17 protein-coding genes are annotated in these 22,969 nt (G+C 32.4%); 14 read left to right on the forward strand and 3 right to left on the reverse strand.

Annotation, left to right across the window (positions count from 1 at the left end):
* The first annotated feature begins 390 nt into the window (after positions 1-390).
* The 3 genes from N4A57_RS06270 (at position 391) to N4A57_RS06280 (ending at position 5,272) form a co-directional block, all read left to right on the forward strand.
* Entirely contained in the window at positions 391-762 is a 372-nt protein-coding gene (locus N4A57_RS06270; RefSeq protein ID WP_293656916.1) for a hypothetical protein, read from the forward strand.
* A 444-nt stretch (positions 763-1,206) separates the two neighbouring features.
* On the forward strand, positions 1,207-4,104 hold the full coding sequence (gene pglX / locus N4A57_RS06275; protein ID WP_293656918.1) for a BREX-1 system adenine-specific DNA-methyltransferase PglX: 2,898 nt from the start codon (positions 1,207-1,209) through the stop codon (positions 4,102-4,104).
* A gap of 82 nt (positions 4,105-4,186) precedes the next feature.
* Positions 4,187-5,272: an amidase domain-containing protein gene (locus tag N4A57_RS06280; RefSeq protein WP_293656920.1), complete on the forward strand. Its 1,086-nt coding sequence runs from the start codon at positions 4,187-4,189 to the stop codon at positions 5,270-5,272.
* Between the two features lie 75 nt (positions 5,273-5,347).
* Here N4A57_RS06280 and N4A57_RS06285 read toward each other — a convergent pair whose 3' ends face one another.
* Entirely contained in the window at positions 5,348-5,518 is a 171-nt protein-coding gene (locus tag N4A57_RS06285; protein ID WP_293656922.1) for an H-type small acid-soluble spore protein, read from the reverse strand.
* A 209-nt stretch (positions 5,519-5,727) separates the two neighbouring features.
* On the opposite strand from N4A57_RS06285, the gene N4A57_RS06290 reads away from it, so the two are divergent.
* The 4 genes from N4A57_RS06290 to N4A57_RS06305 all read left to right on the forward strand — a co-directional run bounded on the left by N4A57_RS06290 (position 5,728) and on the right by N4A57_RS06305 (position 10,733).
* Positions 5,728-6,702 (forward strand): LacI family DNA-binding transcriptional regulator, encoded by a 975-nt coding sequence (locus tag N4A57_RS06290; RefSeq protein WP_293656936.1) that lies wholly within the window; start codon positions 5,728-5,730, stop codon positions 6,700-6,702.
* Positions 6,703-7,184: 482 nt separating this feature from the next.
* Positions 7,185-8,150, forward strand: coding sequence for a sugar ABC transporter substrate-binding protein (locus N4A57_RS06295; RefSeq protein ID WP_293656923.1), 966 nt, complete (start codon positions 7,185-7,187; stop codon positions 8,148-8,150).
* Between the two features lie 106 nt (positions 8,151-8,256).
* Positions 8,257-9,732 (forward strand): sugar ABC transporter ATP-binding protein, encoded by a 1,476-nt coding sequence (locus N4A57_RS06300; protein ID WP_293656924.1) that lies wholly within the window; start codon positions 8,257-8,259, stop codon positions 9,730-9,732.
* A gap of 29 nt (positions 9,733-9,761) precedes the next feature.
* Positions 9,762-10,733, forward strand: a complete 972-nt coding sequence (locus N4A57_RS06305; protein ID WP_293656925.1) for an ABC transporter permease — start codon at positions 9,762-9,764, stop codon at positions 10,731-10,733.
* Positions 10,734-11,096: 363 nt separating this feature from the next.
* On the opposite strand, the gene N4A57_RS06310 is transcribed toward N4A57_RS06305, so the two are convergent.
* Complete coding sequence (locus N4A57_RS06310) at positions 11,097-12,728, reverse strand: solute:sodium symporter family transporter (protein ID WP_293656926.1); 1,632 nt, start codon at positions 12,726-12,728, stop codon at positions 11,097-11,099.
* Between the two features lie 775 nt (positions 12,729-13,503).
* Here N4A57_RS06310 and iolG point away from each other — a divergent pair.
* The 3 genes from iolG to iolE all read left to right on the forward strand — a co-directional run bounded on the left by iolG (position 13,504) and on the right by iolE (position 17,486).
* Positions 13,504-14,517, forward strand: a complete 1,014-nt coding sequence (iolG, locus tag N4A57_RS06315; RefSeq protein WP_293656928.1) for an inositol 2-dehydrogenase — start codon at positions 13,504-13,506, stop codon at positions 14,515-14,517.
* A gap of 108 nt (positions 14,518-14,625) precedes the next feature.
* On the forward strand, positions 14,626-16,560 hold the full coding sequence (gene iolD / locus N4A57_RS06320; protein WP_293656929.1) for a 3D-(3,5/4)-trihydroxycyclohexane-1,2-dione acylhydrolase (decyclizing): 1,935 nt from the start codon (positions 14,626-14,628) through the stop codon (positions 16,558-16,560).
* Positions 16,561-16,586: 26 nt separating this feature from the next.
* The gene (iolE, locus tag N4A57_RS06325; protein ID WP_293656930.1) at positions 16,587-17,486 is read left to right on the forward strand and encodes a myo-inosose-2 dehydratase; all 900 of its coding nucleotides are present in this window, start codon (positions 16,587-16,589) and stop codon (positions 17,484-17,486) included.
* A gap of 44 nt (positions 17,487-17,530) precedes the next feature.
* Here iolE and N4A57_RS06330 read toward each other — a convergent pair whose 3' ends face one another.
* A complete protein-coding gene (locus N4A57_RS06330; RefSeq protein WP_293656931.1) occupies positions 17,531-18,283 on the reverse strand; it encodes a DeoR/GlpR family DNA-binding transcription regulator in 753 nt (250 codons plus the stop codon).
* A 236-nt stretch (positions 18,284-18,519) separates the two neighbouring features.
* Here N4A57_RS06330 and N4A57_RS06335 point away from each other — a divergent pair, with 236 nt between their 5' ends.
* From N4A57_RS06335 to N4A57_RS06350, 4 genes are all read left to right on the forward strand, one after another.
* Positions 18,520-19,311, forward strand: coding sequence for a 5-deoxy-glucuronate isomerase (locus tag N4A57_RS06335; RefSeq protein WP_293656933.1), 792 nt, complete (start codon positions 18,520-18,522; stop codon positions 19,309-19,311).
* Between the two features lie 60 nt (positions 19,312-19,371).
* The gene (gene sauS, locus N4A57_RS06340) at positions 19,372-20,763 is read left to right on the forward strand and encodes an acylating sulfoacetaldehyde dehydrogenase (RefSeq protein ID WP_293656934.1); all 1,392 of its coding nucleotides are present in this window, start codon (positions 19,372-19,374) and stop codon (positions 20,761-20,763) included.
* A 137-nt stretch (positions 20,764-20,900) separates the two neighbouring features.
* Positions 20,901-21,905, forward strand: a complete 1,005-nt coding sequence (gene iolC, locus N4A57_RS06345) for a 5-dehydro-2-deoxygluconokinase (protein WP_330671470.1) — start codon at positions 20,901-20,903, stop codon at positions 21,903-21,905.
* Positions 21,906-21,918: 13 nt separating this feature from the next.
* Positions 21,919-22,752 (forward strand): class II fructose-bisphosphate aldolase, encoded by an 834-nt coding sequence (locus N4A57_RS06350; RefSeq protein ID WP_293656935.1) that lies wholly within the window; start codon positions 21,919-21,921, stop codon positions 22,750-22,752.
* Positions 22,753-22,969 lie beyond the last annotated feature (217 nt).

The following is a 22,969-nucleotide window of genomic DNA, read 5'->3' on the forward strand; positions in this document are numbered from 1 at the left end:
ATGTGAGCCTACTTCAGGAAAATATATTGAAAATCTTTTCCACCCAAGTCCTTGTCACAAGTGAAAGTGTGAATATTGGTAGGTAGGTTCATGAGTCATGTTGAGGTAGCAGAGGATGTTGTGACGTTCCAGGGTTCCAAAGATTTTCAATATATTTTCCCTTGTAGGCAAGTTACTGTATAAAGAAAGTTTAGTGTTACGAAATTTATAATAAGGCATATGAAAAAAATAAACTAGTAAATTTTCTGAGGAATTTGGATTATTTTCAAGGCATGGTGAGTGAGCATATTAAACATATGTAAGCGATTCCATAACGAAGAAAAGAATTCAAATAACCAGTAAAATAACTAATTTATTTTTTGAATATGCCTAATATGAAGAGGTGAGAATATGGATGAAAAAAATATGAAGGATCATATAAAAATAATAGGTATAGCTTATATGATATATAGTGGACTCGGATTAGCTATAGTTGCATTCATGGGATTATTTGCATCAGGACTTAGTCTATTTAGCGGAGATATGGGAGTAATACTTCCCATAACAGCATTGAGTAATATTGTAGTTGTTATTTTATTAATAGTATCTTTACCTGGTATATTAGGAGGGTACTATTTGATGAAAGGAAAAAATTGGGCTAGAATATTAGTAATAGTATTATCCCTATTTAACTTAGCAAATTTTCCTTTAGGAACCATACTAGGAGCTTATAGTATATATATACTTTTAATAAGACGTGAATGGAGATTTTATTTTAAATAAAGAGGTCATTGTTAAAGGCTGTGTAATTACACAGCCTTTAACAATGACTTTTTTTGTACTCAGTTAAATCTATTGGAGGGTTTATAAGTCTTCTTTTACAATGAACACAAGTATACATATCTTGTATATCTAGCTTAAATAGGGGGAAGTGTTTACCACATCTTGGACATTTCCAATATAATTTAGACAAAATAAGAAAGATAACAAAAAATAGTAGGGCTATATTGAAAAATATTATGTTAAATAAAGTGAGGAATAAAAATAATATACTAGTGTATAAACACATGAGGGTGTACTTCCTTATTTTGAATGTAGTTTTAATTTCTTTTCTTATATTCATTAACCTCACCTCTTCATATTAAAATTATTTTAACTCCTAATCAAGTAGGTTATAATTAAAACATATAGAAAAATTCCATAATTCAGAAAATTAGGAGGATACAAGTGGACAGAAAGAAAATAAAAAAGTTTAGCTCAACCATATATGAAATAATATGTAAATGTGAATTGAAGGATAAATATATATATAACTTATTTTACTGGATTGTAATAATAAAATTTTTATATTTTAATCCTAAATATATTCATAACATCCTTTCTAAGGAAGAATCCTTACTTCTTCATAATATTGTGGAAAAACATGATGAAAAATCATTAGTGAAAATTAGTCATATTCTTCATGATAAATATGATGAGTATTTTGCAGAGCCCCTAGAAGATTATTATATCCATAATATACCTATGAAAAACTTAATTAACATAGATTATATTAATTTAAATGATTGGAATAATCCAGAAATTCTAGGATGGATATACCAATACTTTATAAGGCTTTTTCATAATAGTGTATATTCAAAAACTCAAATATTTACACCAGGTTGGTTAGTAAAATATATGGTAGATAATACCCTAGGAAGAATACTAAAAAAACAAAATATCCATATGGAATTTAAATATTATATTCCTTCAGATGAAAAATTAGATTATGATTATAAAATTGAAAATTTGAAAATATTAGATCCAGCCTGTGGAACAGGACATATATTATCCTATGCCTTTGAATTATTATATGAATTTTATAGTAAATTAGCTTATGATAAAGAAAAAATCATGAGATTGATATGTGAAAATCTATATGGTTTAGATATTGATCCAAAGGTTACAAATATGGCCAAATTAATTCTCATGTTTAAATCCTTGAGGGTTGATGAAAAATTTTTCACTTATAAATTGAATTTCAAAGTAGAAAATTTTATTTGTGGGAATATTCAGAAAAATATCCCTAATAATATTATATATGATTTTTACAATGAAATACAATACGGTTCTTTAATTAAAAGTAAAAAAATAACAAATATTCACAGGAAAAATAATGGAAAGATAAATAGACTATATGACATGATAAATGACAAATATGATTTAGTCATAACTAATCCCCCCTATTTATCCACAAGAGCTATGCCAGAGAATATGAAAAACTATTTAAGAAAAAATTATTATGGATATCATAAAGACTTGTTTGCAGCATTTATATTAAGGTGTATGGAATATGGAAAGAAGGATGGATACATAGGTCTTATGACGCCTTTTGTTTGGATGTTTATAAATAGTTATGAAAATTTAAGGGAAAATATCATTAAAAATAAAACTATTTTATCCTTAATACAGTTACAATACTCTGGTTTTCAGGATGCTACAGTACCCCTTTGCTCTTTTGTATTAAAGAACAAAAAAGAAGGCATAAATAGTACATTTATAAACCTATCAAATTTTAAAGGAGAAGAAAGTGAAGATTTAAATTTAATAAGGTCCATAAATGAAAAGGTAGATTATAAATATATAATGGATCAAAGGGAATTTTTAAAAATTCCTAAAAAAAATATAGCCTATTGGGTGGAAGGCAAGATGATACAGGCTTTTGAAAAAGGAGAAGAATTAGGAAATATGGCAGATTGTAGGGTAGGCCTTCAAACTAGCGATAATAATAGATTTGTGAGATTTTGGTATGAAGTAGATATTAACCAAGTGGCATTAAATATAAGAAGTAGAAGGGAAGCTATGGAATGTGAAAAAAAGTGGTTTCCATATAATAAAGGTGGCAATTTTAGAAAATGGTATGGAAATTTACTTCACGTGGTAGATTGGTACAATGATGGAGAAAATATAAGGGCCTATAATAATTATTTAAACAAAAACAGAAAATCTAATATAGGCATAGCAAATACCCAGTATTATTTTAATAAGGGAATAACCTGGTCCTTTGTGAGTTCCTCATACTTTGGTGCACGAATTCATCCATCTGGATTTATATTTGATACGGCTGGTTCCTGTATATTTTTAGATGAAAATTTAATAAATTATATGACAGGCTTCTTATGTTCTAAAGTGTGCGATAAAATCATGAAGATAATAAACCCCACTTTAAATTTTCAGCCTAAGGATATGGGGAAGATTCCCATCCTAATAAGGGATAAGGAAATGGTAGACATATTATCTAAAAGGGCCATAGATATATGTAAAAGAGACTGGGAAGAGAAAGAAATATTTTGGAATTTCAAGTATCACCCCCTTTTACAGTTTAGCGAAGAAAGGTTGGAAAATATTTGTGATAATTACTTGATTCAAAGGTATAAGGAAATGGAAAAACTAGTCAAAATAGAAGAAAAAATAAATAAAATATTTATAAAAAACTATGGATTAGATTTAGATTACAGAGTTAGGAAAGAGGATATAACCTTAACAGGGATAAATAAAGAAGATCTGATAAAATCCTTAATATCATATTTTGTAGGATGCATTATGGGAAGATATGATGTGAAAAAAGAAGGAGTAGTATTTGCAGGAGGAAATTTTAATAGGAATATATATGAATTCAAACCTAGTGAATTTGAGATAATAGAGTCCCATGTATTATATAAAGAATTAATAAATATTATAAAATTTGTATTTAAGGAAAAATATTTTCATGAAAATATAAAATTTATTGGTGATCTATTAGGGAAAGGGAAGGATCCTATAAATAATATAAAAAAATACATAATGAATGGATTTTATAAGGATCATGTGAAGAAATATAAAAGAAGGCCCATATATTTTAAATTATCATCTGGAAAGAAAAGGTCCTTTGAAGGCTACCTATATATTCATAGATATAAGGAGGATACTTTTAAGAAGTTAATAAAAGAAATGAAAAATAATTTAAAATACAAAGATGAAGAAGAAAAAAATGAACTAATAAGCTATATAAAAAACGTAGAACATATGAGGGATTTGAAAATCCATTTAGATGATGGAGTAAGAAATAATTATAAGCTTATGGGTAAAATATTAAAAAAAATATAATAAAACATATATTTTTTGCCTAAGACTAGCACAACTTACATATAATTTTATGAAAGATTTTTTCTATGCAGGGGGAAAATATATGTTTTACTTTTTAAAAAAATATAAATTAATATTTATAATGGCTATTATAATCATTTCAGTTAATATATTTTCTAATGATATAGTGACCATATTTGTTGAAAAAGAGTTGAACTTTCAACTATCTCATCTACTAAAGGACAGAAATAGGGCTATTTTAAATGAGGATAAGGATAGTCTTAAGTCCTATTATGACCTAAATACTACCTATGGAAAATGGGCCTACTCCCATGAAATTAAAAAGATGAAATATCTTCATAATTGGTCTAAAAAACAAGGAGTTACATTTATTAAGATAAATTCTTATGCGGATGTAAAATGGATAAAGGCAAAATATAATGGCTTTGTGGCAAACTTGGCAGTGTCTACAGAGTATATATATAATTATAATGTTCATAAGGAAAAAACCAACTCCTTTAGGATTGGAACTTATCATTCCATTTATGTAAAGGAAACGGACGAAGGTTTTATAATTGCAAAGGAATGGTATAAGGATCCCTTTGCCGATTCATTAAATATGGAAGAAGTAAAGAGTGATGAAATAAGAAAGTACATAGAAAGTCAGAAAGGAAGAGATTTAGAAAAAATATCAGATAGAAGAAAAAATGCAATAGACTATGCAGATAAATATTGTGGAGCAGCAGGGGTGGAGAATAGGACTTATAATAAAAAATATAGGAATTTTAATCCTTTAGGAGGGGATTGTGCTAACTTTGCTTCTCAAATTCTTCATGAAGGTGGTAAATTTAAAAAAACTAGTAGCTGGAATTATAGTAAGGGAAATGGAAGTAGAAGCTGGTTAAATGCCCAAGGGTTTAAAGAATATATGCTTTATTCAGGAAGGGCTTCATTAGTAGCCTATGGTGACTATAATAAGGTCTATAAGGCTGCTTATAAACTACTGCCAGGTGATTTTGTTGCCTATGAAAAAAAGGGAAAGATAACTCATATATCAGTTATTTCAGGAGCTGATTCTAAGGGCTATTCATTAGTTAATTGCCACAATACAGACAGATATAGGGTTCCTTGGGATTTAGGATGGAGTAATAAGGGGATTAAATTTTATCTAGTCCACGTTCATTTTTAAGACAATACAACAATGTGAAATCATTCACAAAAAAATTCTTGAAGTTAAAAAAGCATCTGATTCTTTCAGATGCTTTTAGTGTTCATATAATTCTTTTATAGGTACTATTACTTCTTCATCGAAGGTTGTAATTAAAGCAGTACTAGTTTTTGGATCTATATTTTCTATCCAGATAGATTCGCCATTATATAATACTGTAATATTTCCAGTGTTTTCAAGAATTTCTTTTGCACGTTTATACTTCATATAAGCACCTCCCTTATTAATATATAATTCCCAAATATGAAAAAATAATAATAAAAAGTTTTAGGCATATATTTGACTAAAATACATGATTGTATATATAATAAAGGAAAATCCCTCTTAATAGATTTTTGTAAGAAACAAAAACGTTTGCTATAATTATAACAATATTGAATAATGGAGTTGAGTAATTTGGGGTAACGATAAAAGACATAGCAAGAGAACTGGGTATATCATATTCGTCAGTTTCTAGAGCTTTGAGTAACAAAGAAGGTGTTAGCAAAGACACTAGAAAAAGAGTATTAAAAGAAGCAAAGAGGCTAGGATATAGACCTAATCAACTTGCTAGAGAGTTAGTAACAAAGCAATCAAACACAATAGGAGTAATTATACCAGATATATTAAACCCATTTTTTGCGGAAATAGCAAAGGGCATTTTAGAAGAAGCTAGTACGAAGGGGTACACTGCATTATTATGTGTAACTAATTGGGATTTGGAATTAGAGAAGAAATATATAAAAAATTTAGAAGAAAAAAGGGTTGAAGGAATCATAATAAAGCCCTGTGAAGATGAACAAAAACTAGAAGATCGTATAAATACTCCTTACGTAATATTAGAGGGGAATAATGTGAATAGTAACCATAGTTGTGTAGAAGTAGACAATGAAAAGGGTGGATATATAGGTACAAAACACCTTATAGAATGTGGATATGAAAAAATTGCATATTTAGGTGGGAAAAAACATGCTTATTCTAACGAAAAAAGATTAAGGGGATACAAGAGTGCTCTATTAGAAAACAACATAAGTATAGATGATAATCTCATATTATCAGGAGAATTTAATTCTGAAAGTGGTTATGAGTTAGCTAAAAAGGCATTGATTGATAATCCTAATATAGATGCCATGTTTTGCGGTAATGACGTAATGGCTCTAGGTGTACTCCATTATGCAAATCAAGCAGGAATTCATATTCCAGAAAAATTAGGAGTAGTTGGATTTGATGATATATCCTATGCATCTCTTCCACAAATAGAATTAACAACCGTATATCAACCTAAATATAATTTAGGAAAAATAGCTGTAAATACCCTTTTAGAAGATATAAAAGAGGGTAAGGAAAAAACTTTGAAACGAATAATACTACAACCAGATTTAATAAAGAGAAAGACAACTAGAAAAATATAAGAAAAAAGCTTCTATCAAGTTGATAGAAGCTTTTTTCTTATATTTTTTAGGGAGTGTATACAGTATTGTGTTAAAAATAAAACGAAAACGTTGTCGTTTTATGGAGGTGGAATCTATTTGAAAAATTTAGGAAGGAGTCATATTAAGTAAAAAATAAATTAAATTTATGAAAAAAATAAAACTAGAAGAGTCCTTTCAATGCTGGTAATAAAGCCGTGTTTTGCCAAAAAACCGAAGGGGTAAAATATTCTGAAGATTGCAAAAAAGTCATTGACTTTTAAATCGAATTAATATAACATAAAAATTAACTACGACAAACGTTTGCGGAAAACGTTTTACGAATCTATTTAGTATTGTAAATTTGCAAAAGTCTACAAAAATCACCATAGAGGAAAATGAAAAATCAATAGTCTAAGATATGAAGTTGCAATTGGTTGTTGCGATTTTATATAAATCATTTTTATTAAGGGGGAATTTTTTTTATGAAGACTAAAAAGTTTTTGGCTCTTGGTCTAGTATTAGTATTAGTTTTATCCATGTTCGTAGGGTGTGGGCAGTCAACTAATACTTCAAGTGAAGAAGGGAAAAAGGAAGATGACAAAATTGTAATAGGTGTAGCTGCATCTAGTTTCTCTGATAAGTGGCAAACGTATCTTTATGATGCAATAAAGGCTGAAGCTGAGAAGGAAGGTAATGTGGAAGTAGTATTTACAGATGGTAAGGATGACTCTGCTACTCAATTAGCTAACGTTGAGAACTTAGTGGCTCAAGGAGTTGACGCTATCATATTAGTAATTGTTGATACGGATGCTCCACAACCATATGTTAAACTTTGTAAAGAAGCTAAAATTCCATTAATAGGAGTTAATCGCATATTTGAAGGTTGTGATGTATATGTAGGATCTGAATCCATAGATGCAGGAATAGTACAAATGGAGAAGGTTGTTGAATTAATTGGTAAAAAGGGAAACATAGGTATATTAAGAGGCCCAGCAGGACAAGAAGCTGAAATTAAGAGAACTGAAGGAAATAAGCAAGTGGCAGACAAGTATGAAAATGTAAATATTATTAGAACTGAAGTTGGAATGTGGGATAGAGCTAAGGGAATGGAAATCACTGAAAATTGGATTCAATCAGGTGACGAATTTGCGGCTATCGTATCTAATAATGATGAGATGGCAATAGGTGCCATAAGAGCATTAGAAGCAGAAGGAAAACTGGATGACGTTATTGTTGCAGGTGTTGACGCCACTATAGATGCACTTGAATATGTTAAAGAAGGAAAATTAGACATAACTGTATTCCAAAGTCCATTTGGTCAAGGTGGAGAGTCCCTAAAGGCAGCTGTAAAGCTAGTAAAAGGTGAAAAAGTTGAAAAGAATCTTTGGGTTCCTTTTGAATTAGTAACTAAGGAAAATGTGGAAGAATACATAGCTAAGTGGCAATAGTCATGAACCCATATTAGTAAAAATAAATAGGGGAGAAGAGTTGTTAAGACTTTTCTCCCTTAATTAGAAGAAGGTGAAGTGTTTGACTCATAATTATATCTTGGAAATGAGAAATATTATAAAAGAGTTTCCAGGGGTAAAAGCCCTTGGTGGAGTAAGCTTAAAAGTAAGAAAAGGGACAGTTCATGCACTCATGGGAGAAAATGGTGCAGGTAAATCTACCCTTATGAAAATACTAATGGGAATATATGAACCAAATGGTGGAGAGGTAATATTTAAAGGAAAAAAGTTAGTTAGTAAAGGAACAAAAGCTGCCATTGAAAGTGGCATATCAATGATTCATCAAGAGTTAAGTCCAATACCTGATATGACAGTGGCAGAAAATATATATCTAGGAAGAGAACCTGTGAAGGGATTCATTGTTCATGAGAAAGAATTGTATAGGAAGACAGAAGAATTATTTAAAGAGTTAGATATTAAAATCGATGTGACTAGTAAGATGAAAAATTTATCTACTGCATATACCCAAATGGTAGAGATTGCAAAGGCTATTTCATATAATGCGGACTTGATTATTATGGATGAACCTACTTCTGCAATAACAGAGAAGGAAGTAGACCATCTGTTTACTATAATAAATAAACTAAGGGATAAGGGTGTTGCCATTATATATATAACCCATAAAATGGAAGAGGTTTTTCAAATAACAGATGAAGTAACTGTCCTTAGGGATGGTGAATATGTGGGGACTGCCCTTGCTAAAGATATAGATAAGAATAAATTAATTGAAATGATGGTTGGAAGGGAACTTAAGGAAATGTTTCCAAAGACCTTTGTAGATATTAAGGAAGAAATATTAGAGATTAGAGATTTTACATTAGATGGGAAATTTCAAAATGTAAGCTTCAATGTGAGAAAGGGAGAAATAGTAGGCCTAGCAGGTCTTATGGGAGCAGGTCGATCTGAAGTAGTAGAGAGCTTGTTTGGAATTAATACTCCAGACTCAGGTGAAGTTTATATTAATGGAAAAAAAGTAGACATAAAGTCACCGGCAGATGCAATAAAAAATGGTATAGGTTTACTTACGGAAGATAGGAAGCTAACAGGTTGTTTCTTACCATTAGCCTTAACGGATAATATGATAATGCCTATTGTAGATAGTTATACAAATGGCTTATTAATATCAGATAAAAAAGTTAATGATGATTGTGAAGAACAAAGGATGAGTTTAAATGTAAAAACACCTAACCTTGAACAGGTAATAGGAAATTTAAGTGGTGGAAATCAGCAAAAGGTATTACTAGCAAGGTGGATGTTAACAAGCCCAGATATACTTATAGTAGATGAACCTACAAGGGGTATAGATGTGGGAGCAAAATCTGAAATTCATAAATTAATGTGCAAACTTGCAGGAATGGGTAAGGCCATAATTATGATCTCATCAGAAATGCCAGAAGTTTTAGGTATGAGTGATAGGATTGTAGTAATGCATGAAGGTAAAAAGACAGGAGAGTTGATGAGAGAAGAGGCTACTCAAGAGAAGGTCATGGAATTAGCTACAGGTATTGTAGCTGCAAAATAAATTTAGATCTGATGAAAGGAGAATCATATATGTCAGAAAGTACAGTTATTAAACAAAAGGATAATAAGTTTGATTTAAAGAAATTTGCAAATAAATATGGTATTATGGTTATTTTATTACTTATGGTCATGGGAATGTCCTTATTGACACCAGCCTTTTATAACCCTAGAAACTTAATAAACATAGTTAGACAAGTTTCTGTTATTGGAACTATAGCATTTGGCGTTACTTTAATAATCATAACGGGTGGTATAGATCTATCATCTGGTTCCACATTAGCATTAGTAGGTGTTGTTGTTGCCAACTATGCTTCACCAGAAGGAAGTGTATTTCTTGCCATAATTTTAGGGATTCTTGTTGGAGCTATATGTGGATTTATAAATGGAGGAACATTAGCCACTACAGGGATACCACCTTTCATAGCAACACTAGGTATGTTTACAGCAGCTAGAGGTGTAGCCCTACTTTATAGTGGAGGAAGACCTATAAGTAATTTATCAGAATCATTCCTAGTAATAGGTGGAGATAGCATAGGCTTTGTGCCTATTCCTGTTATATTATTTTTAACTATGGGTTGTTTAACACATGTAATCCTTAAAAAGACTAAATTAGGTAAATACATATATGCCATAGGTGGAAATGAACAGGCAGCCATGGTTTGTGGTATTGATGTTAAAAAAGTAAAGATAGCCATATATACTTATGCAGGTATCATGTCAGCTGTAGCAGGTATAATACTTACTTCAAGGGTAAGTTCAGGAAACCCAACAGCAGGTATTGGATATGAGCTAGATGCCATTGCATCAACAGTTATTGGTGGAACTAGTTTAAATGGTGGTATTGGTACTATTGGAGGAACTATAGTAGGAGCCCTAATAATTGGAGTACTTAATAACGGACTTAGCTTACTTGGAGTATCTCCTTATTGGCAACAGGTAATAAAGGGCGGAATTATAGTTGGTGCTGTTGTATTAGATGCTTATAAGCATAAAAAGAAATAAGGTAAGTTATAGATTTCGTATTTATAAACGGGCTTTATGTGAGCCTACTTCAGGAAAATATATTGAAAATTTTTTCTATTGAAGTCCCTGTCACAAGCGAAAGTTTGAATCTTTGTAGATAGGTTCATGACTCATGTTCAAGTAGCATAAGATGTTGTGACGTTCCACAATTCCAAAAATTTTCAATATATTTACCTTCGTAGGCAAGTTACTGTAGAAAGCAAATATAAAACCATGAAATCTATAGAAAAAGAAAAAATAAAAGGTTGCTAAATGATACGTATCATCTAGCAACCTATACTATATACATAAAATATGAAATTGGTTTACTTAAAATGGGGTGTTTATATGTTTATGAAATCTTTAAGCAGCTATACCTATTTTAGAGAATACTGAGTAAAGTAATAACATTAAAACTGTAATGAATAGAGAAACGGTTTTAGCATGTTTCCAAGGAACTATATCTACTTGTTTTGTATAAGATTGTACAAAGTCCGTATCTCTAGGAGCTATTTTTCCAACTAAAATCATTACTAATACATTTAGTGGGAATAAAACTCCTAATACATATAAGAAATGTACATCAGCTGCTACAAACTTAGATGCTCCGTATAAAACTATATGAGATAAAAGTGCAATCTTAGGAGCGATTGCAGGTACTCGCTTCGTATAGAATCCAACTATTATAGATGCTAGTATAGGAACATTATAAAAGCCGAAGCATTCTTGTAAATATCCATATAATCCACTAGGTGCGTATATTATAAATGGAGCAATAATCATGGAAAGAATTGCTAAACAAATACCAAAGCGTTTTCCTACTGCAACTAAATCTTTATCAGATACTTCTATTGTTGCTGCCACTTCACTATGTACAACTTGTGCCTTAATCCTAGGCTTATAAATATCTAATGTGAATAAAGTTACTGAACTGTTAAGTGCACTATTGAATGAACTTAATATGGCTCCGAATAATACGGCTGCAAAGAATCCTAATAGGGGCTTAGGTAATACATTTCTAACTAAAACTGGATATGCCATATCTCCATTGGTTAGAGTATCACCATATAAATGGAATGCAATAATACCTGGTAGTACTAAGAAGAAAGGTCCTAATAGTTTTAATAAACCAGCTCCTAATACACCCTTTTGACCTTCAGCTAAATCTTTAGCTCCAAAAGTCCTTTGAACGATAGATTGGTTTGTGCACCAGTAGAATAAATTGTTAAAGAATAATCCAGTGAATAATACGGGCCATGGGAGTAAAGGTGCTTTAGCATCAGCAGGTGCAATGGCATTTAGTTTTTCTGGATGCTGTGTTACTAAAGTGTTTAGACCTTCAGAGAAGCTACCATCTCCTAAAACTATTAAACCAAATATAGGGATTAGTAATCCACCTAGTAATAGACCTACACCATTTAATGTATCAGAAACGGCTACTGCCTTTAGACCACCAAATATGGCATATATTGATCCGGCAATACCAATGGCGAAAACAGTAATCCATAAAGCCTGGAACTGGCTAATTCCCAAAATGGTTGGAATATCGAATATTCCATTTAACACAAGAGCTCCAGAATATAGAACTGTAGGAAGATAAGTTAGAACGTAACCAATTAAAAATAATATGGATATGATCTGTCTTGTATTAGAATCATAACGTTCTTCTAAAAAATCAGGGATAGTTGTTATACCGCTTTTTAAATATTTAGGTAAGAATATTAAAGCCATACATACAAGGGCAAATGCGGCAGTAGCTTCCCAAGCCATTACACCCATATTTGTAATATAACTTTGGCCGTTTAAACCAACCATTTGCTCTGTGGATAAATTTGTAAGCATTAAAGAACCAGCTATAACTATGCCAGTTAAACTTCTTCCTCCTAGGAAGTAACCATCTTGTGTATCTAGGTCATCACCACGAGTCATCCACCAAGATATGACTGCAACTAGACCTGTGAAAAATATGAAAGACATTATTGCTAATAAATCCATTTTAAACTCCTCCTATTAGTATTTTATATGTGTATAACTTCACAGAAAGTAATTCAAAGAATTAAGAGGGTAGATTTAAAACTTCATAAGATAAAGTTTTAATTGATGTATCTCTTAGCAAACGTTTGCTGTGATGGTAAAAATAAAAACTGCAAGAAACTTGTTAAGTGAAGTTAAATACAGGTTATAAATGGTTTTCAAAGGGCAATATGTAATGAAAACCCTTGTGTCATAATGAAGTATAACATTATATCAGGGATAAATCAATTGAAATATTTAGAATATTGACGAATATTCCGATTTGATACCTTTTTTTGTATTTTCATTTAATGATAAAATAAGGAAAAATCAATATGTGCACAATGGGAAAATATTTATAGACAACGTTTGCTAATAAAATTCCTTTAAACGAAATTTCATAAAATTAAATATATTTTTTTTATTATAAAAGGTTCAAAAGATACATAAATACTAGTATGGGTAAAAACGAGTAATGTAGTTGAATTATGAAAATAAATAATATGTCAAAAAAAATAGAAATCAAATATTGACTTAATTGAAAAAGTGATATACTATAAAAAAAAGAATACAAACGTTTGCGGAAACATACTGATGAAAAGGGCAACGTATTTAGTGCTTATTCATATATGGATATGGACATAAATATGAAAAATCATCAGAAGAATCTGTGATTTATAAAAGGGCTAAGTAAAATTACATAAAAGTAAGATAGGAAACTCTCAATAAGTATTAAGTATAAGGAGGACAAAGAAATATGAAAAAAGTTAAAGTTGGAATAGTAGGCCTAGGAAGACTAGGAATAGAGCATGCTAGAAATTTAGCATTTAAAATTCCAAATGCAGAATTAATTGCTGTGTGTAGTGTGGTACAAGAGGAAGTAGATAAGGTACAAAGGGAATGGGGAATTCCATATGGATATACAAATTATGATGAAATGATTAAAAATGAAGAATTAGAGGCAGTTGCCGTATTATCTCCATCTCCATTTCATGTAAAGCAAATAGTATCAGCGTTAGATGCAGGATTACATGTATTTGTGGATAAGCCACTTGGAGTTACTGTGGAAGAATGTAGGGAAGCTGAAAAGGCTGTGGAAAGAAATGAAGATAAGGTGTTCATGGTAGGATTTATGAGAAGATATGACCCTTCTTATGCTTATGCTAAAAAATTAATTGACGAAGGTAGAATAGGAAAACCTTTCCTAATTAAGTGTACTAGTTGTGATCCAGAACACACTATAGATGGAGCTATAAGATTTGCTGCTACTAGTGGTGGGTTGTTCATAGACATGGCTGTACATGATATAGATCTAGCAAGATGGTATTTAGGATCAGAAGTTGATCAAATATATGCTATAGGTGGAAGTTATGTCCATGAAGAGTTTGCCAAGTATGGGGACGGAGATAATGTATGTTCACTAATGAAATTTAAAGATAACTCTATGGCTCTATTCTATGCAGGAAGGGATGCAGCCCATGGATACCAAGTTGAAACTGAAATAGTTGGTACTAAAGGATCCCTAAGAATTGCAGCAGAACCTGCTAAGAATATGTGCAAAATATTTGATAACAATGGAGTTGTAAGTGAATGTTCTCAAAGTTTCCAAGAAAGATTCTCAGAAGCTTATGTTATTGAAATGCAAGAATTTATTAATTGCATAGTAGAGGAAAGAAAGCCAGATATTACTGTATATGATGGTACTAAGAATACAGAAGTTGCATTTGCTGCCACAAAGGCATTCCAAGAAAATATAGTTGTACAATTATAAAAAATCATATAGGTTGTCAGATGGCCGAAGGCAAACATTTGGCAGCCTATAATCTTTTATAAAATATTTGAAGAAATAGAGAAAACTAAATATAAAGGGGGAGGCAATATGGCAAAAACGGTGAGATTAACAGTAGCTCAGGCTCTTGTGAAGTTTTTGAATAACCAATATGTAGAGTTTGACGGCCAAGAATATAGATTTGTAAAGGGAATATTCACAATCTTTGGACATGGGAATGTGGTAGGACTAGGTCAAGCATTAGAAGAAGATCCAGGACACTTAGTAGTACATCAGGGGCGTAATGAACAGGGCATGGCCCATGCGGCTATGGCCTATGGGAAGCAAAAGCATAGAAAACAAATTTATGCTGCAACATCTTCTGTAGGACCAGGGGCGGCCAACATGGTAACAACAGCTGCAACGGCAACTGCTAATAATATTCCTGTGTTGCTATTACCAGGAGATACCTTTGCTACTCGTCAACCAGATCCAGTACTGCAACAAGTGGAGCAGACTCACAATTTGACAATAAGTACAAATGATGCCTTTAGAGCAGTGAGTAAATATTGGGATAGGGTAAGTAGGCCAGAACAATTAATGACAGCTATGATAAATGCCATGAGGGTCTTAACGGATCAAGGTGATACGGGAGCTGTAACTATATGTTTACCTCAAGATGTGCAGGGGGAAGCTTATGATTATCCAGAGTATTTCTTTAAAAAGAGAGTTCATAGGATTGAAAGAAGACCTGCAGCTATGGAGGCTATAGCCCATGGAGTAGATTTAATCAAAACTAAGAAAAAGCCCATAGTTGTATGTGGTGGAGGGGTAAGATATTCAGAGGCATCTGAAAGCTTAAAATTATTCTGTGAGAAATTTAATATACCATTTGGTGAAACTCAAGCAGGAAAGAGTGCCATAGAGTGGAATCATGAACTTAATTTAGGTGGAATTGGTGTGACGGGAACACTGGCTGCTAACCTTATTGCTAAGGAAGCAGATTTAGTAATTGGAGTAGGTACAAGATTTACTGACTTTACTACTGGATCAAAATCATTATTTGAAAATGAAAATGTGCATGTGTTAACTATAAACGTATCTGACTTCCATGGCCAGAAACTAGATGCTACTAAAGTAGTAGGTGATGCAAAGTTAGCTCTTGATGCAATTAGGGAAGAACTTGAGAAGGTAGACTATAAGTCTGCATATGGGAACGAAATTAAAGAGGCTAAGAGTAAGTGGGATGAAGAAGTAGAAAGATTATTTAACTGTGAATATGAAGAAGGCTTTGAACCGGAAAATCCAGGTCATTTAGATCATGTATTAGAAGAATTTTATAAGCAAACGGGTTCATGTTTAACTCAAACTCAAGTAATAGGAGAATTGGATAAGTTATTAGATAAGGATGCCATAGTAGTAGGAGCTGCTGGAAGTTTACCAGGAGATTTACAAAGATTATGGAGGCCTAAATCACCTAATACTTATCATATGGAATATGGATATTCTTGTATGGGATATGAGGTTTCAGCAGCATTAGGAGCAAAAATAGCCCAACCAGAAAGGGAGGTATATGCCTTCTTAGGTGATGGTAGTTATATGATGCTACACTCAGAACTTCCAACTAGCATTCAAGAAAAGAAGAAAATAAATATAATCCTATTTGATAATATGACCTTTGGTTGTATTAATAACTTACAAATGTATCAAGGTATGGGAAGCTTTGGAACTGAATTTAGATTTAGAAATGAAGAAACAGGTAAGTTAGATGGAGGCTTAGTGCCTGTAGACTTTGCCATGAACGCAGCTTCTTACGGAGCTAAAACTTATAAGGTTAAGACTTTAGAGGAACTTGGATTTGCCATAGAAGATAGTAAAAAGCAAAGTGTGAGTACTCTAATAGATGTAAAAGTATTACCTAAGACTATGACTCATGGATATGAAAGCTGGTGGAGAGTAGGTACAGCCCAAGTTGCTAAGAAGAGTCAGGTTGAAAAAGCAGCAGAGAGTATTAAAGAAGAAGTATCAAAGGCAAGACAATACTAATAAATAAAAGAAAGTAGGGATTAGATATGTTAGATAGGGATAAAGTAAGATTAGGAATAGCACCAATAGCTTGGACAAATGATGATCTACCAGAATTAGGAGCAGAAAATACTTTTGAACAATGTGTTAGTGAAATGGCTTTAGCTGGGTTTACAGGAAGTGAAGTTGGAAATAAATATCCAAAGGATACTACTGTGTTAAAGAAAGCTTTAGACATGAGAGGTGTTGAAATTTGTAATGCATGGTTTAGTTGTTTCTTTGCAATAGACAAGGAGGAAGAAACTATTGCAGAATTTATTAAGCATAGGGATTTTTTACATGAAATGGGAGCAAAAGTCATAGGATGTTCAGAACAAAGTCATTCTATTCAAGGATTAGATAAGCCCATATTTGATGCAAAACCAGTATTTACAGAACAAGAATGGGAAAAGGTAGCTACTGGTATGAATAAATTAGCTGTCCTTGCAGCCGAAAAGGGTATGAAAGTATCTCTACATCACCATATGGGAACTGGAGTACAGACTCCTGCAGAAGTGGATAAATTTATGGAAATGACAAATGATGATGTATATCTATTATTTGATACAGGTCATATGTATTTCTCAGAAGGTAGTCAAGAAGCAGTAGATACTATTATTGAGAAATATGCAGATAGAATAGTTCATGTTCATTTAAAGGATGTACGTGAAGATGTACTTGGAAAATTAAAAGAAGAAAAATGGTCTTTCTTAGAAGGGGTTAAAGCTGGAGTGTTCACTGTTCCTGGGGACGGTGCAGTTAAGTTTGACAGAACCTTTGAAGTTTTAAAGGATACTAATTATGAAGGTTGGATGGTTGTTGAAGCAGAGCAAGATCCTGCTGTTGCCAATCCATTTGAATATGCTAAAAAGGCAAGGGGTTTCATAAGGGAAAAGACTGGATTATAAATAAAATAAGATGGCTCGAAAGGGCCATCTTAAAAAATTTAAAACTAGAACAATACTAAAATATTATTCTCATTAAAGAAATTTTTGTATTCGGTGGGAATATCCTTGTTAGTAACATAATAATCAATTTCACTAAGATCACAATATTTCATAAAGGATGAACAACCAACCTTTGTGTCATTGGCCATTAAAACTACTTTATTACTAATATCTACCACAGTACGTTTGATTTCCGATTCTAGATAATTAGTATTAGTAACACCCTTATCTATGGAGAATCCTGTGGAAGCCATAAATGCTTTGTCTATGTTTATCTTTTTTAGAAAGGTAATACTATCCACACCTACGAAGGAATTAGTATCCCTTTGCAATATTCCTCCTGTAGAGATTAAATTCAAGTTCTCATAGAGGGATGATTCTCCAATTATATTTAAACTATGAGTCACTATGGTTATCCCTTTTTTATGAATTAGGTTAGGTAATAGGTGAATAGTAGTAGAACCAGAATCTATAAATATGGTGTCATTATCTTCTATTAGGGAACTGGCTAAAAGGCCGATTTCTTCTTTTTCCTGGATGAATTGTTCTTGTCTCTTTGGATATGGAGTAGCTTTTTCTGGTTGATTTAAGATAATCCCTCCATAAACTTTTTTTATAAAACCTTTATCCTCTAAGTCATTAATATCACGTCTGATAGTATTTTTGGACACATTAAAAAGGGTGCACAATGTATCTAAAGATGCAGACTGATGATCAATGAGATAGTCTTGTATTTTTTTTATACGTTCTAGTTTCAATAGAATACCTCCATAATCTTTTAGTCAAAACAATTTATAAAGTAAAAGCTATGAAAACTTTCGTTTATATATTTTTAAAAGTTTCTATGTACATTATAAAAAAAAATATTGATGAATGCAATAGTAAATGGTACAATGTAATCAAAAGATACTCAAAACATACTCAATAAAACAGGAAATGCAAAGAAATATAACAAAAACATTATCAAAACAACATAAAGTCGAGGTGGAGAATCATGCTACATAAAACAGGTGGACTAAAATATGGATACAATGAAATTTGTAATATGGATGAACTTTATAGCTCCATGCTTATGGACATAGGAGTATATAAGTTAAAAAAGGATGAAAGTCAAGTTTGTTTAGATAAGGAAAAGGAATCAGCTTTTTTAATACTAGATGGAAAGATATTAATAAAGTGGCAAGACAGAGAAGAAGTAGTAGAAAGACGCTCAGTATTTGATGAAGAGCCTTGGTGCTTACATGTTCCTAAGAATGTGGAAGTTATCATAAAAGCAATTGATGATTGTGAAGTTTTAGTAGAGAAAACTAATAATCATAAGGACTTTGATTCTAAGGTATACGATAAATCTAATTGTAGAAGCGACATATTTGGAGATGGAGTACTTGGAGGAACATCAAGAAGGGTAGTTAGAACTATTTTTGATTACTCAAATGCACCTTATTCTAATTTAGTAATAGGTGAGGTAATAAATTATCCAGGTAAGTGGTCAAGTTACATACCACATCATCATCCCCAACCAGAAGTTTACTATTATAAGTTCAGTAAACCTCAAGGTTTTGGTTGTTCAATAATTGGTGATAATGTATATAAAATTGAACAGGACAGTGCAGCCATAATAGAAGGTGGTCTTGTACACCCACAAGCTACAGCTCCTGGTTATGCCATGTATTATTGTTGGATGATAAGACATTTAGATAACAACCCATGGACAGATAGAATAAATGAAGAAAAGCATGAGTGGTTACTAGATGAGAATGCTGTAATCTGGCCAGATAAGGAATAAAGAAACAGTTAAAACTGTTTAAAATATATAGAATTTTAAATATACAAGGGGGATCATTTCATGGAAATGTCAATTAGTGCAAAGGATTTTGTATCAGAATTAATAGATAGAGCAAAAGTTGCTCAAGGGGAAATTGATAACTATACTCAAGAACAAGTGGATACTTTAGTAAAGGCTATCGCTTGGAATATAGTTAAAGCTGAAAACGCTGAAAAAATTGCTGAACTTGCAGTAGAAGAATCTGAACTTGGAAATTACGAAGGGAAATATGGAAAGCTTCAAAAGAAGGTTAAAGGAAACCTTAGGGATATGTTAGGAGCTAAAACTGTAGGAGTTATTGAGGAAGATGAAGCTAGAGGAATTATTAAGATAGCTAAACCTGTAGGAGTAATTGGTGCATTATTACCTTGTACAAATCCAGAGGCAACTCCAGTAATTAAAGCTATGAATGCTATTAAGGGAAGAAATGCCATCGTCTTTGCTCCACATCCAAGAACAAAGAAAACTAATACAATGATAGTAGATATTATGAGAGAAACACTAAAGAAATTTGGAGCACCAGAGGATTTAATAATAGGAATTGAAGAACCATCAATGGAAGCTAGTAATGAACTTATGGCTCAAAGTGATTTAGTAGTGGCAACGGGTGGATCTGGAATGGTAAAAGCAGCTTATAGTTCAGGAACTCCTGCATATGGAGTAGGTGCTGGTAATGCAGTAGTAGTAGTAGATGAAACTGCTGATTTAAAAGATGCTGCACACAAAATCATGTTAAGTAAAACTTTTGACTATGCAACTAGCTGTTCTTCAGACAACTCCATAGTAGTAGTTGAAAGTGTATATGATGAACTTTTAAAGAACTTACAAGGAGAAGGCGGATATTTAACTAATAGTGAAGAAAAAGATAAGGTTCAAAATGCCCTATGGGTACATGGACATTTAAATAGAGAAATAATAGCACAACCAGCTGGTAAGATTGCACAAGTTGCTGGAGTAGAGTTAACAGAAGGTAAGACTTTCATCATGGTAGAGGAGTCTGGAGTAGGAGCAGATCACCCATTCTCTGGGGAAAAAATGTCTGTAGTTCTTACAGTATATAAAGTTAAAGACTTTGATGAAGCTATAGATAAGGTAAATGAGATTACAGGATACCAAGGAACAGGACACTCTTGTGGAATTCATACTCAAGATGACGATAGAGCTGTTGAATATGGTATTAGAACTAAGACTTCAAGAGTAATGGTTAGACAACCACAATGTTATGGAAACAGTGGTAACTGGGATAATGGTATGCCATTTACATTAACTTTAGGTTGCGGAACTTGGGGAGGAAACATTGCATCAGAGAACGTAACTTATAAGCACTTTATCAATACTACTTGGGTATCTAAGCCTATTAAAGAAGTAGTTCCTAGTGATGAAGAATTATTTGGAGATATAATGTATAAATAAGCTTTTTGAACTGGCGATTAGTAATTTTAAAGGTAAAACAATCCTCACATTTGTTAATACTCCCTTTTAAAATAAATACTAATCGCCCTTTGTATTTTATAGAGTAAATAAAACCATATAGAGGAAGGGATTGAAGCATGATGAATAATTTAGTATTTCAAAAGGATAGACCATTAGATTTTGTTGCTATAGGACGTATTGGACTTGATTTAAATCCAAATGAGATAAATAGACCCCTTGAGGAATCTGTAACTTTCACTAAATATTTAGGAGGATCTCCTGCTAATATTGCTGTAGCTATGGCAGCTCTAGGTGCTAAGACTGGTTTTATAGGTACTGTTGCTGATGATGCCATGGGAAGATATTTAAAAGGATATATGGAAGGTAAAGGGATTGATTCATCTAGTATATTTACAGATAAAACAGGTGCAAAGACTGGTCTTGCATTTACAGAGATAAAATCACCAACTGATTGTAGCCTTATTATGTATAGGGAAAATGCAGTAGACTTAAAGGTAGATATATGTCATGTAAAAGAAGATTATATTAAAAGTGCTAAGGCTCTATTAATATCAGGAACAGCCCTTGCAGCAAGCCCTTCAAGGGAAGCCGTATTTGCAGCACTTGACCTTGCTAGAAAGAATGATATAGTAGTGTTTTTTGACATTGACTATAGACCATATACTTGGAAGTCAGAAGAAGAAACGGCCATATACTATTCATTAGCCGCAGAAAAATGTGATGTAATCGTAGGAACTAGAGAAGAATTTGACATGATGGAAATGATTACTAATAAGGGAAATAAAGATGATTATGTGACAGCTAAAAAATGGTTTGATTTTAATGCTAAGATAGTAGTAATTAAACATGGTAAAGAAGGTTCAATTGCCTATACTAAAGAGGGTGAAGCTATAACAGGAGCCGTATTCCCTGTAGTACCGGTTAAGACATTTGGTGCTGGAGATTCTTATGCAGGTGCATTCATATATGGATTAATAAATGGTATGAGTGTGGAAAAGTCTATGGAATTAGGAGCAGGATCAGCTGCCATAGTTGTATCTAGTCATAGTTGTTCAGATGCTATGCCTACACTTGATACAATCAAAGACTTCATTGAGAACTACGAAAAAAAAATAAGCTAGGCAGGTGTAAATTATGTTAGTAAATATGGTTGAAATCCTAAAAGATGCTAATGAAAATAAGAGGGCAGTACCTGGATTTAATGTATTTGGATATGAAGATGCTAAAGCTGTTATTGATGCAGCTACAGAGTGCAATGCTCCCGTTATACTCATGTCTAATAAGGATGCAGTTGAGCATATGGATGTGAAATTTTATGCAAAGTTGTTTGGAGCAATGGCTAAAGAGGCGAAAGTTCCTGTTTGTGTCCATTTAGATCACGCTAAGGAGATCGATTTAGTAAAAAAAGCCATAGAGGCAGGATATAGCTCTGTCATGTATGATGGTTCAAAATATGAATTAGAAGAAAATATAAGAAATACAAAGGAAGTAGTTAAGCTAGCCCATCCTAAGGGAATTAGTGTGGAGGCAGAGATTGGTTCAGTTGCTTATACTGACAAGAATAAGGAAGTGGAGTCCGTATACACAGACCCTATGGAAGCTAAAAGATTTGCAGAAGAAACGAATATAGATGCCATGGCCATATCTATAGGAACTGTTCATAGAATGGAGGTTCAAGAGGCCAAGATTCAATATGATAGATTAAGGGAGATAGAAGAAATAACTGAGATGCCTTTAGTATTGCATGGTTCAAGTGGTGTCATAGATGAAGATCTAAAGAGATTGGCGACAGAGCATAACCTAGCTAAGGTAAATATAGGTACAGCTTTAAGAATGGCCTTTGGAAATAAGCTAAGGGAAGAAGTTATAAGGAAACCTGATGAATTCGACCGATTAAAACTATTTGTAAAACCAATGGAAGATGTGAAGAAAGTTGCAATAGAGAAGTTTAAACTTCTAGGTTGGTAATAAATAACTTAATTTATGTGAGCCTACTTCAGGAAACTATTGAAAATCTTTTCCACCCAAGTCCTTGTCACAAGCGAAAGTGTGAATCTTCGTAGATAGGTTCATGAGTCATGTTGGAGTAGCATAGGATGTTGTGACGTTCCAGGGTTCCAAAAATTTTCAATAGTTTCCCTTGTAGGCAAGTTACTATATGAGAAAAGTTTATAGTTCATAAATC

Origin of the sequence: Anaeromicrobium sp. (assembly GCF_025210435.1) — a bacterium.
Classification (GTDB): domain Bacteria; phylum Bacillota; class Clostridia; order Peptostreptococcales; family Thermotaleaceae; genus Anaeromicrobium.

Bases quoted from the DNA above. Each gene is read 5' to 3' on its own strand.
- N4A57_RS06270 (WP_293656916.1), top strand. From the start codon at position 391: ATGGATGAAAAAAATATGAAGGATCATATAAAAATAATAGGTATAGCT.
- N4A57_RS06280 (WP_293656920.1), top strand. From the start codon at position 4,187: ATGTTTTACTTTTTAAAAAAATATAAATTAATATTTATAATGGCTATT.
- N4A57_RS06285 (WP_293656922.1), bottom strand. From the start codon at position 5,518: ATGAAGTATAAACGTGCAAAAGAAATTCTTGAAAACACTGGAAATATT.
- N4A57_RS06295 (WP_293656923.1), top strand. From the start codon at position 7,185: ATGAAGACTAAAAAGTTTTTGGCTCTTGGTCTAGTATTAGTATTAGTT.
- N4A57_RS06300 (WP_293656924.1), top strand. From the start codon at position 8,257: ATGAGAAATATTATAAAAGAGTTTCCAGGGGTAAAAGCCCTTGGTGGA.
- N4A57_RS06305 (WP_293656925.1), top strand. From the start codon at position 9,762: ATGTCAGAAAGTACAGTTATTAAACAAAAGGATAATAAGTTTGATTTA.
- N4A57_RS06310 (WP_293656926.1), bottom strand. From the start codon at position 12,728: ATGGATTTATTAGCAATAATGTCTTTCATATTTTTCACAGGTCTAGTT.
- iolG (WP_293656928.1), top strand. From the start codon at position 13,504: ATGAAAAAAGTTAAAGTTGGAATAGTAGGCCTAGGAAGACTAGGAATA.
- iolD (WP_293656929.1), top strand. From the start codon at position 14,626: ATGGCAAAAACGGTGAGATTAACAGTAGCTCAGGCTCTTGTGAAGTTT.
- iolE (WP_293656930.1), top strand. From the start codon at position 16,587: ATGTTAGATAGGGATAAAGTAAGATTAGGAATAGCACCAATAGCTTGG.
- N4A57_RS06335 (WP_293656933.1), top strand. From the start codon at position 18,520: ATGCTACATAAAACAGGTGGACTAAAATATGGATACAATGAAATTTGT.
- sauS (WP_293656934.1), top strand. From the start codon at position 19,372: ATGGAAATGTCAATTAGTGCAAAGGATTTTGTATCAGAATTAATAGAT.
- iolC (WP_330671470.1), top strand. From the start codon at position 20,901: ATGATGAATAATTTAGTATTTCAAAAGGATAGACCATTAGATTTTGTT.
- N4A57_RS06350 (WP_293656935.1), top strand. From the start codon at position 21,919: ATGTTAGTAAATATGGTTGAAATCCTAAAAGATGCTAATGAAAATAAG.